Source organism: Aeromonas sp. ZOR0002 (assembly GCF_963866995.1).
GTDB lineage: Bacteria > Pseudomonadota > Gammaproteobacteria > Enterobacterales > Aeromonadaceae > Aeromonas > Aeromonas caviae.
The window spans coordinates 2,608-10,745 of sequence record NZ_CAWMFQ010000155.1; the positions used below are offsets into that span (position 1 = coordinate 2,608).

At 63.1% G+C, this 8,138-nt stretch carries 10 protein-coding genes; 4 read left to right on the forward strand and 6 right to left on the reverse strand.

Features of this window, described 5'->3' with window-relative positions:
* Both AACR77_RS09325 and AACR77_RS09330 read left to right on the forward strand, forming a co-directional pair.
* Window positions 1-187, forward strand: a 187-nt coding sequence (locus AACR77_RS09325; protein WP_042880995.1) for an aldo/keto reductase, incomplete at its 5' end; no start/stop codon positions are given.
* Window positions 188-615: 428 nt separating this feature from the next.
* Window positions 616-1,785, forward strand: coding sequence for an MFS transporter (locus AACR77_RS09330; RefSeq protein WP_042880997.1), 1,170 nt, complete (start codon window positions 616-618; stop codon window positions 1,783-1,785).
* A gap of 61 nt (window positions 1,786-1,846) precedes the next feature.
* On the opposite strand, the gene AACR77_RS09335 is transcribed toward AACR77_RS09330, so the two are convergent.
* Entirely contained in the window at window positions 1,847-1,939 is a 93-nt protein-coding gene (locus AACR77_RS09335) for a hypothetical protein (RefSeq protein WP_042880999.1), read from the reverse strand.
* Between the two features lie 109 nt (window positions 1,940-2,048).
* On the opposite strand from AACR77_RS09335, the gene AACR77_RS09340 reads away from it, so the two are divergent.
* On the forward strand, window positions 2,049-2,690 hold the full coding sequence (locus AACR77_RS09340; protein ID WP_042881000.1) for a hypothetical protein: 642 nt from the start codon (window positions 2,049-2,051) through the stop codon (window positions 2,688-2,690).
* A gap of 67 nt (window positions 2,691-2,757) precedes the next feature.
* Here the strand turns inward: AACR77_RS09340 and AACR77_RS09345 are convergent, their stop codons facing one another.
* The 3 genes from AACR77_RS09345 to AACR77_RS09355 are packed head-to-tail and all read right to left on the reverse strand — an operon-like array spanning window position 2,758 to window position 5,598.
* Window positions 2,758-2,871 carry a CydX/CbdX family cytochrome bd oxidase small subunit gene (locus tag AACR77_RS09345; RefSeq protein ID WP_042881002.1) on the reverse strand — a complete coding sequence of 38 codons (114 nt, stop codon included), beginning with the start codon at window positions 2,869-2,871 and terminating at the stop codon, window positions 2,758-2,760.
* A 28-nt stretch (window positions 2,872-2,899) separates the two neighbouring features.
* A complete protein-coding gene (gene cydB, locus AACR77_RS09350) occupies window positions 2,900-4,027 on the reverse strand; it encodes a cytochrome d ubiquinol oxidase subunit II (protein WP_042015906.1) in 1,128 nt (375 codons plus the stop codon).
* Window positions 4,027-5,598 (reverse strand): cytochrome ubiquinol oxidase subunit I, encoded by a 1,572-nt coding sequence (locus tag AACR77_RS09355; RefSeq protein ID WP_042881004.1) that lies wholly within the window; start codon window positions 5,596-5,598, stop codon window positions 4,027-4,029. The genes cydB and AACR77_RS09355 overlap by 1 nt, the downstream gene beginning before the upstream one ends.
* Window positions 5,599-5,718: 120 nt before the next feature.
* Here AACR77_RS09355 and AACR77_RS09360 point away from each other — a divergent pair, with 120 nt between their 5' ends.
* Entirely contained in the window at window positions 5,719-7,167 is a 1,449-nt protein-coding gene (locus AACR77_RS09360; RefSeq protein WP_042881005.1) for an aminotransferase-like domain-containing protein, read from the forward strand.
* Between the two features lie 26 nt (window positions 7,168-7,193).
* Here AACR77_RS09360 and AACR77_RS09365 read toward each other — a convergent pair whose 3' ends face one another.
* Both AACR77_RS09365 and AACR77_RS09370 read right to left on the reverse strand, forming a co-directional pair.
* The gene (locus AACR77_RS09365; protein ID WP_042881007.1) at window positions 7,194-7,652 is read right to left on the reverse strand and encodes a GNAT family N-acetyltransferase; all 459 of its coding nucleotides are present in this window, start codon (window positions 7,650-7,652) and stop codon (window positions 7,194-7,196) included.
* Window positions 7,653-7,813: 161 nt separating this feature from the next.
* Window positions 7,814-8,138, reverse strand: a 325-nt coding sequence (locus AACR77_RS09370; RefSeq protein ID WP_231563191.1) for a tellurite resistance TerB family protein, incomplete at its 5' end; no start/stop codon positions are given.

Below are 8,138 nucleotides of genomic sequence, written 5' to 3' on the forward strand. Positions count from 1 at the left end.
GGTGTCGCTGGCCTGGCTGCTGGCCCAGGGCATGACGGTGATCCCGAGTTCCACCAAGCGGGAGAATCTGGCCGCCAACCTGGCCGCGCTGAAGGTACGGCTCAGCAGCGACGAGATGGCGCAGATTGCCACCCTGGATCGGGGTGAGCGCTGCGCCAACCCGGACTTTGCGCCGGATTGGGATTGATCCCCCTCATCCCCAGCCCTTCTCCCGCCAGGGGAGAAGGGAGCAAATAAGGCTCAATGACATTCTTCAGCACCAGCGGGAGGCACAATGCCTCCCGCTTTTTTTGTCCCCAATACCGCGCGTCACCGCCGCCCGAGTCCTCCTCCAACACCTTCCCTCAATCCTTTACCTCTTACCTCATTTCTCTTTCCTCTTTTCTCTCTGTCCCGGCTCGCTCTGCACGGGTTGCCGCCGTGCGCGTTGTCTCTGCACCCACCTCGCGCGCTACGGCCGCTCTTGCCGCAGTTGCCTCGGCCACTCCCACTTCCACGGCCCCATTGCTGCTGATTTGGCAAAAGTAATTTGACGTTGCCGTCATTTTTACCAACAAACACCCTCGGCATACTGGCGCCATTCTCCCGTCGGGAGTCCCAATCCAAGGAGTTGTTATGCCACTGGCGTTATTTGCCCTCACCTTAAGTGCCTTTGCTATAGGCACCACCGAATTCGTGATCGTGGGGCTCATCCCCACCATCGCTGAGCAGCTCAATGTCTCGCTCCCCTCGGCGGGCCTTCTGGTCAGCCTCTATGCCCTTGGGGTGGCCATCGGCGCCCCCGTGCTCACGGCCCTCACCGGCAAGCTGCCGCGCAAGTGGCTGCTGGTGGGACTGATGGCCCTCTTCACTGTCGGCAACCTGCTGGCCTGGCAGGCCCCCGGGTACGAGAGCCTGATTGTGTCCCGCATCCTCACCGGGCTGGCCCACGGGGTCTTCTTCTCGGTAGGCAGCACCATCGCCACGGGTCTCGTGGCCAAAGAGAAGGCGGCCAGCGCCATCGCCATCATGTTCAGCGGCCTCACGGTCGCCCTGGTGACCGGCGTCCCACTTGGCACCTGGATTGGTCAGGTCTTTGGCTGGCGCGAAACCTTCCTGGTGGTGAGCCTGCTCGGCCTCGTCGCCATGGTGGGCAGCATGCTGCTGGTACCGGGGAACCTGCCGAAGGGGGCCGCCTCCAGCGTTCGCGAGCAGCTCTCGGTGCTCACCAGGAAGCCCTTGCTGCTGGTCTACGCCAAGACGGCGCTCGGTTACGGCGGTGCCTTCACGGCGTTTACCTTCCTCGCCCCCATCCTGCAACAGGTGAGCGGCTTTAGCGCCGGCGCGGTCAGCCTCATTCTGCTGGTGTACGGGGTATCGGTCGCCGTCGGCAATATCTGGGGCGGCAAGCTCGCCGACCGGATGGGCCCGCTGCCTGCGCTGAAGCTGCTGTTCGCCGGGCTCGCCCTGGTGCTGCTGGTGCTCACCTTCACCGCACCGCACCCGGTGCTGGCGGTACTGACCGTGCTGGTGTGGGGCGCCTTCGCCTTTGGCAACGTGCCGGGTCTTCAGGTACTGGTGGTGAAACAGGCCGAGCGCCACACCCCCAATGCCGTGGATGTGGCCTCCGGCCTCAACATCGCCGCCTTCAACGTCGGCATTGCGCTGGGCTCCGTGGTCGGCGGTTTCGTGGTGGAGCACCTCGGCCTGATGCACACACCCTGGATTGGCGCCCTCATCGTGCTGCTGGCCTACGGCCTCACCCATGTCAGCGAAGCGGGCGAGCGCCGCGCCGCCCTTGCCTGACCCCGGGCAAGCAAAAGGCCGACACCCTGTGTCGGCCTTTTTCATGGGCAAGATGCGAGGCTCAGGGCTCCTTGATATCCTCATCGGCGGCCCAGCGCGCCTCCAGCCAGAGCAGATTGACCAGCCCGCAGAGCAGGGCAAACCCCAGCCCCATAAATGCAACCAACTGGTTTATATTAATTTTTTCATACTTGGTGCGAATGGAACACCAGAAGAGGTAACCTAACGGAGGACTGCATTTATAACACTGGAGAGGTCTTGGGATGGATTGGGCAGAAGGATTGGTAACTGCTGGCCCCACTTTGATTGCGGGCTTAGGTGGCGCGCTTATTGGTGGGTGGTTGACCAGAAAAGCAACCATTGAGGGGATTAGGCAAGCCCACAAGCTTCAACAAGAAGCAGCAGATAAGGCAGAGGAAAATCTAATCCACGGCTTCATCTGGTCAGTTTATGAAGAGCTTTCGGTACTCAGGGATGCGTACATGACATCAGTGGGAATAGATGTAGAAACCAGTCAACACGACGAACCATTAGTATTCGTGTATCCAACACATGATGGATTCTTTGCGGTCTACAACAACAGCTCACATATGGTTGGCAGAGTGAAAGATGGCGAGTTAAGACGAAAAATCATCTCAACTTACACACACATGAAAGACTTGCTGGACAGCTTTGAACAGAACAACACGCAATGCTTGGAACTTGTGAATCACCAAAAATATTACATTGGGAATGAAGAGAAATATGACCCCAAAATTAAGGAACGACTTCTAGAGATGATGGGGTCATATGCAAACGGAATAAGAGAACAACACCGTAGTACAAAAGCGATTCTGGACGATCTCTTAACATACATCGAAGAGAACACTTCCAAACCTTCACTTCAGCAATCAGAAGATAAGTAACATAAACACTAGATGCAGAAAGGCCGACACTGGGTGTCGGCCTTTTTCATTGGCAAGATGGCACGGCTCAAGACTCCTTGAGATCCTCGTCCGCGGCCCAGCGCGCCTCCAGCCAGAGCAGGTTGACCAGCCCGCAGAGCAAGGCGAACCCCAGCCCCAGCAACCAGGTGAAATACCACATATCGCGTTGATCCTTGTGTTGAAGCGGATTAGTAGAGGCTGTGGCCGTGCTGGCGCACCTGTTCGGCGCTGACCCTGCCGCGCACCACCCGGTAGACCCAGAGGGTGTAGCCGATGTTGACCGGCATCAGTACCCCGACGATCCCCAGCATGATAAGCAGGGTGCGCTCGCTGGAGGTGCTGTCCCACAGGGTCAGGCTGCTGGCCGGATCCAGGGACGAGGGCAGCACGAAGGGGAAGAGCGCGATGGCCACGGTCAGCATCATGGCGGCGCAGGCACCGCCGCTGGCAACGAGTGCCAGCCCGGACTTGCCGAGGCGGCTTGCCAGCGCGCACACCAGGGGCAGCAGCAGCCCGAGCACAGGCACGGCCCAGAGCACCGGATGGGCGACAAAGTTGCCAAGCCAGCCTGCCGGCACCGCCACCACCTCTTTCATCAGCGGAGTGAGGGCGCCGTTGAGATCGCCGATGGCCGTGATGCGATACCCCGCCATCTCCCCAAGCCAGACGCCGCCAAGGGCAAAGAGGGCGCTCGCCAGGGGGCCGAGCCAGAGGGCGAGGCGGGCGCTGCGCGCCGCTATGGCCCCCTGGGTCTTGCACTGCAGGAAGCTGGCACCGTGCAGCAAGAGCAGCGCCAGCGCCGTTCCCATGGCGGTCAACAGCAGCGGCCAGTGGAACGCAAAGGCGCCATAGTGGATGCGAAGGGCCGCATCGAAGCGAAACGGCAGCCCTTGCAGCACCAGGCCAAGGGTGGCACCAAACACCAGGGTCGGCAGCAGACCGCCCACCACCAGGGCGCGGTCCCACCAGCGGCGCCAGACCGGGTCCGGCAGCTTGCTGCGATAGTCAAAGCCCACCGGTCGCAAAAAGAGACCGAACAGCAGGAACATGAAGGGCACGTAAAGCGCCGAGAAGGCGGCGGCATAGACCAGGGGCCAGGCGGCAAACAGGGTGCCGGCACCGGCGATGAGCCACACCTGGTTGCCCTCCCACACCGGCCCCACGCTGTTGAGCAGCACCCGCCGCTCGTCATCCGTCTTGCCGACCACGGGCAGCAGCATGCCAACCCCGAGATCGAAGCCATCCATCACCACGAAGCCGACCAGCAGGAAGAGCACCAGCCCCCACCAGATCACTTTCAGGGTTTCGTAATCCATCAGGCAGGACTCCCGTTTTGCAACACTTCACCTTGATAACGACCCGTCTGCAGGCTGGCAGGCCCTTTGCGGATCACATGACGCAACAAGAACAGCTCCACCACCAGCAGACTGCTGTAAATGAAGAAGATGGCGATGAGGCTGAACCAGAGCTGCCCCGGTTGCAGCAGGGAGACGGAGGCCGACACCGGCAGCACGTCGCTGATGGTCCAGGGCTGGCGACCGAACTCCGCCACGAACCAGCCTGCCTCGATGGCAATCCAGGGCAGCGGAATAGACCAGAGCAGGGCCCTGAGCAGCCGCGGAGATTGCACCAGCCTGCCCCGGCACAGTTGCAGGAAGGCGGCGGCAAAGAGCACCAGCAGCGCCACGCCGATGCCCACCATCAGGCGAAAGCTCCAGAACAGCGGCGCCACCTGGGGGATGGAGTCCTCCACCGCCTTGGCGATGGCCCCCTCGTCCGCCTTGCCAATCTCCTTGGCATAGGGGGTGAGCAAGAGGCCGTAGCCCAGATCGCCGCGGTGGCGCTCGAAGGTGGCGCGGGCCGCCTGGTTGCTGCCATCTGCCCGCATCGCTTCGAGCGCCTCGTGGGCCAGCATGCCGCTGCGAATGCGCGCCTCGTGCTGCGCTTTCAGATCTTTGAGCCCCGTCACCTGCTCATCCAGGGAGCGGGTGGCGATGATGCCCATCAGATAGGGTATCTTGATGGCCGCATGGGTGGTCTCGGCACGCTGATCCGGCAGGCCGAACAGGGTGAAAGAAGCCGGGGCGGGCTCCGTCTCCCACTCCGCCTCGATGGCGGCGAGCTTGACTTTCTGCACCTCCCCCGAGCGATAGCCCGACTCGTCCCCGAGCACGATGACAGAGAGGATGGCCGCGAGGCCAAAGCCCGAGGCGATGGCAAAGGATCGCAGGGCGAAGCGCACCTCCATGCCGCGCAGCAGATACCAGCTGCTCACCCCCATCACGAACAGGGAGGCCGCCACATAGCCTGCCGCCACCGTGTGGACAAACTTGACCTGGGCCACCGGGTTGAAGATGACCGCGGCCACATCCACCAGCTCCATGCGCATGGTCATGGGGTTGAACTCGGCGCCGACCGGGTTTTGCATCCAGCCGTTGGCGATGAGGATCCAGAGGGCGGAGAGGTTGGAGCCGAGCGCCACCAGCATGGTCACCAGCAGGTGCTGACCGCGGGAGAGCTTGTCCCAGCCGAAGAAGAAAAGGCCCACCAATGTAGACTCGAGGAAGAAGGCCATCAGCCCCTCCACCGCCAGCGGCGTGCCGAAGATATCGCCGACATAGTGGGAGTAATAGGCCCAGTTGGTCCCGAACTGGAACTCCAGGGTGATCCCGGTGGTCACCCCCATCACGAAGTTGATGCCAAACAGCTTGCCCCAGAAGCGGGTGATGTCCTTGTAGATCACCTTGCCGGTCATCACGTAGGCCGACTCGGCGATCACCAGGATCCAGGACAGCCCCAGGGTGAGGGGCACAAACAGAAAGTGGAACATCGCCGTCGCCCCGAACTGTATTCGGGAGAGGCTGACCACATCATCCAGGCTTATCATGCATGACTCTCTATGTTGCATTTAACGGACAGGTTTTCGCCCGCCAAGTACACCATGGTCCATGACACCTATAACAGATGCAGTTATAGTGAAAAACACCTATAACAGTTTGGGCCCACCATGTCCCGCTACGGCCAGTTGGCAGACCAGCTGCAACAGCAGATCACGAGCGGCCTCTGGCAGCCGGGGGAGCGCATCCCCTCCATCCGCCAGAGCTGCAAGACCCATGGCCTCAGCCCCATGACGGTGCTCCAGGCCTATCAGTTGCTCGAAAGCCGGGGCCTCATCCTGGCGCGGCCCCAGTCCGGCTACTACGTCAAGGCCGCGAGCACGGCCCGGCGGGAGAGCCAGCCCCAGCAGGCCCGCTACAGCGGCTCGGTGGACATCAACGATCTGGTGTTCGAGGTGCTGCAGGCGAGCAAGTCACGGGAGCTGGTGCCCCTTGGCATGGCGGTGGCGGACCCCACCCTCTTCCCCCACCCCCAACTCGGTCGGGCCCTCGGCAGTTGCATGCGCCGCCTCGATCCCTTCAGCACGGTGGCAGATCTGCCCCCCGGCAACGAGGCACTGCGCCGCGCCATCGCCCGGCGCTACGCCGGCGAGGGGATGGCGGTGGATCCCCAGCAGATCATCATCACCACGGGGGCCATGGAGGCGCTCTCCCTCAGCCTTCAGGTGCTGACCGAGCCCGGCGACTGGGTGGTGGTGGAGTCCCCCACCTTCTACGGCGCCCTCCAGGCCATCGAGCGGCTCAAGCTCAAGGTGGTGGAGATCCCGGTGATCCCCGGGGTGGGCATCGATCTCGCCCTGCTGGAGGAGGCCCTCGCACAGCGCCCCGTCAAGGCGTGCTGGCTGATGGGCAATGTCCAGCACCCCCTCGGCCATACCATGCCGGATGAGCACAAGCAGGCGCTGATGGGGCTGCTCAACCGCCATCAGGTCCCCCTGGTGGAGGATGACGTCTATGCGGAGCTCTATGTCGGGCGCGAGCGGCCAAGGTCCATCACCCATTGGGATGCGCGGGGAGAGAGCCTGCTGTGCGGCTCCTGGACCAAGTGTTTGGCGCCGGGCTTTCGGGTCGGCTGGGTGGTGGCGAAGCGCCACGCCGAGCGCATCCAGCGGCTGCAACTGATGTCGACGCTCTCGACCAATGTGCCCAGTCAGCTGGCGCTGGCCGACATGCTGCGCCAGGGCGGGGTGGACGCCCACTTTCGCCGCCTGCGCCACACCCTGGCCCAGCGCCAGCAGCAGATGCGGGCGGCCCTGATGCGCCTCTTCCCCGAGGCGCGCATCTCCTCCCCGGACGGAGGCTACTTTCTCTGGCTCGAATTTGACGCCCGCCTCGATGGCCGGGCGCTCTATGCCAGCGCCATCGCGCAGGGCGTCTCCATCGCCCCCGGGGCCCTCTTCTCCAGCCAGGGCCAGCACAACCACTGCCTGCGCCTCAACAGCTCCCACCCCTGGAGCCCGCAACTGGACGCGGCGCTCAACCGGCTTGCGGACCTTATAGCCCGGCAACGGGAAACCTGGCAGAGCCCCCCTGACGCCTCACACGACAAGGGCCCGTAACGGGCCCTTTTGCAAGCGAATGCGCCTTATCTGGCCATGGTCTGTGACTGGGCCTTGAAACCCAGTCGCTCGTAGAGGGCCCTGGCCCGCTCGTTGAAAGCCATCACCTCCAGGCGCAACTGGCTTGCGCCCCGCGCCTTGCCCCACTGGTCCCCGTGGGCGATCAGCGCCCGACCGATGCCCCGGGAGCGGAGCCCCTCATCCACCACCACGGTCGTGATGCGGCAGACGGGCAGCTTGCTGAGAAAGGGGACGCTCTCGTTGAGGTCGATGCGGGCGGTGAGAAAGCCCGCCACCTCTCCCGCCACCACCGCCACGCAGAAAAGACGCGCCTCGTCGGCAATGGCGCCGAGCAAGAAGGCCCTGTCCTCCGGGGACGGGGGGCAGAACACCTCGGGCACCTGCTCGAAGTGGAGCTGACCTATCTGCTGGTTCAGGGCCAAAATAGCGTCGATATCCTGTTCAGTTGCCTTGCGAATGTCCACCTGATGCTCCTTGCAGTGAGGGTCGCCAGCGAGGAAAGAGGCTCGGCGGTCACCCTTTGGAACCCGCATCTTATCGGCTCGTCACGGCAATCAACAGCCCCCCCGGCAACGACAAGGCCCCATGACGGGGCCTTGTGGACAATCCTGATGGCAATGCGGGATCAACCCGGCGCCCCCAGCTGGGCCACCTGGCGCTCTATGCTCCCCTTGAGGTTGTCATCCAGCTTCAAGGCCCGCGCCAGCTCGTCCAGATAGCCGCGCTCCATGAAGTGATCCACCTCAATGGTGAGCAGGGAGGCGAGGTAGACCTCGGTCGCCAGCTCCATGTCGGTCACTTCTCGCGCCAGGACATGGGGGTCGAGGGGGCGGGAGAGCTCGGCGTCAATCCAGCGGGCCGCATCCCGCTCCCCCTGTTCGGTCAGGTACTCCTGGATCTTCTGGCGCTCGGCGGCATCGATGTGGCCGTCGGCCCGGGCCGCCGCCACC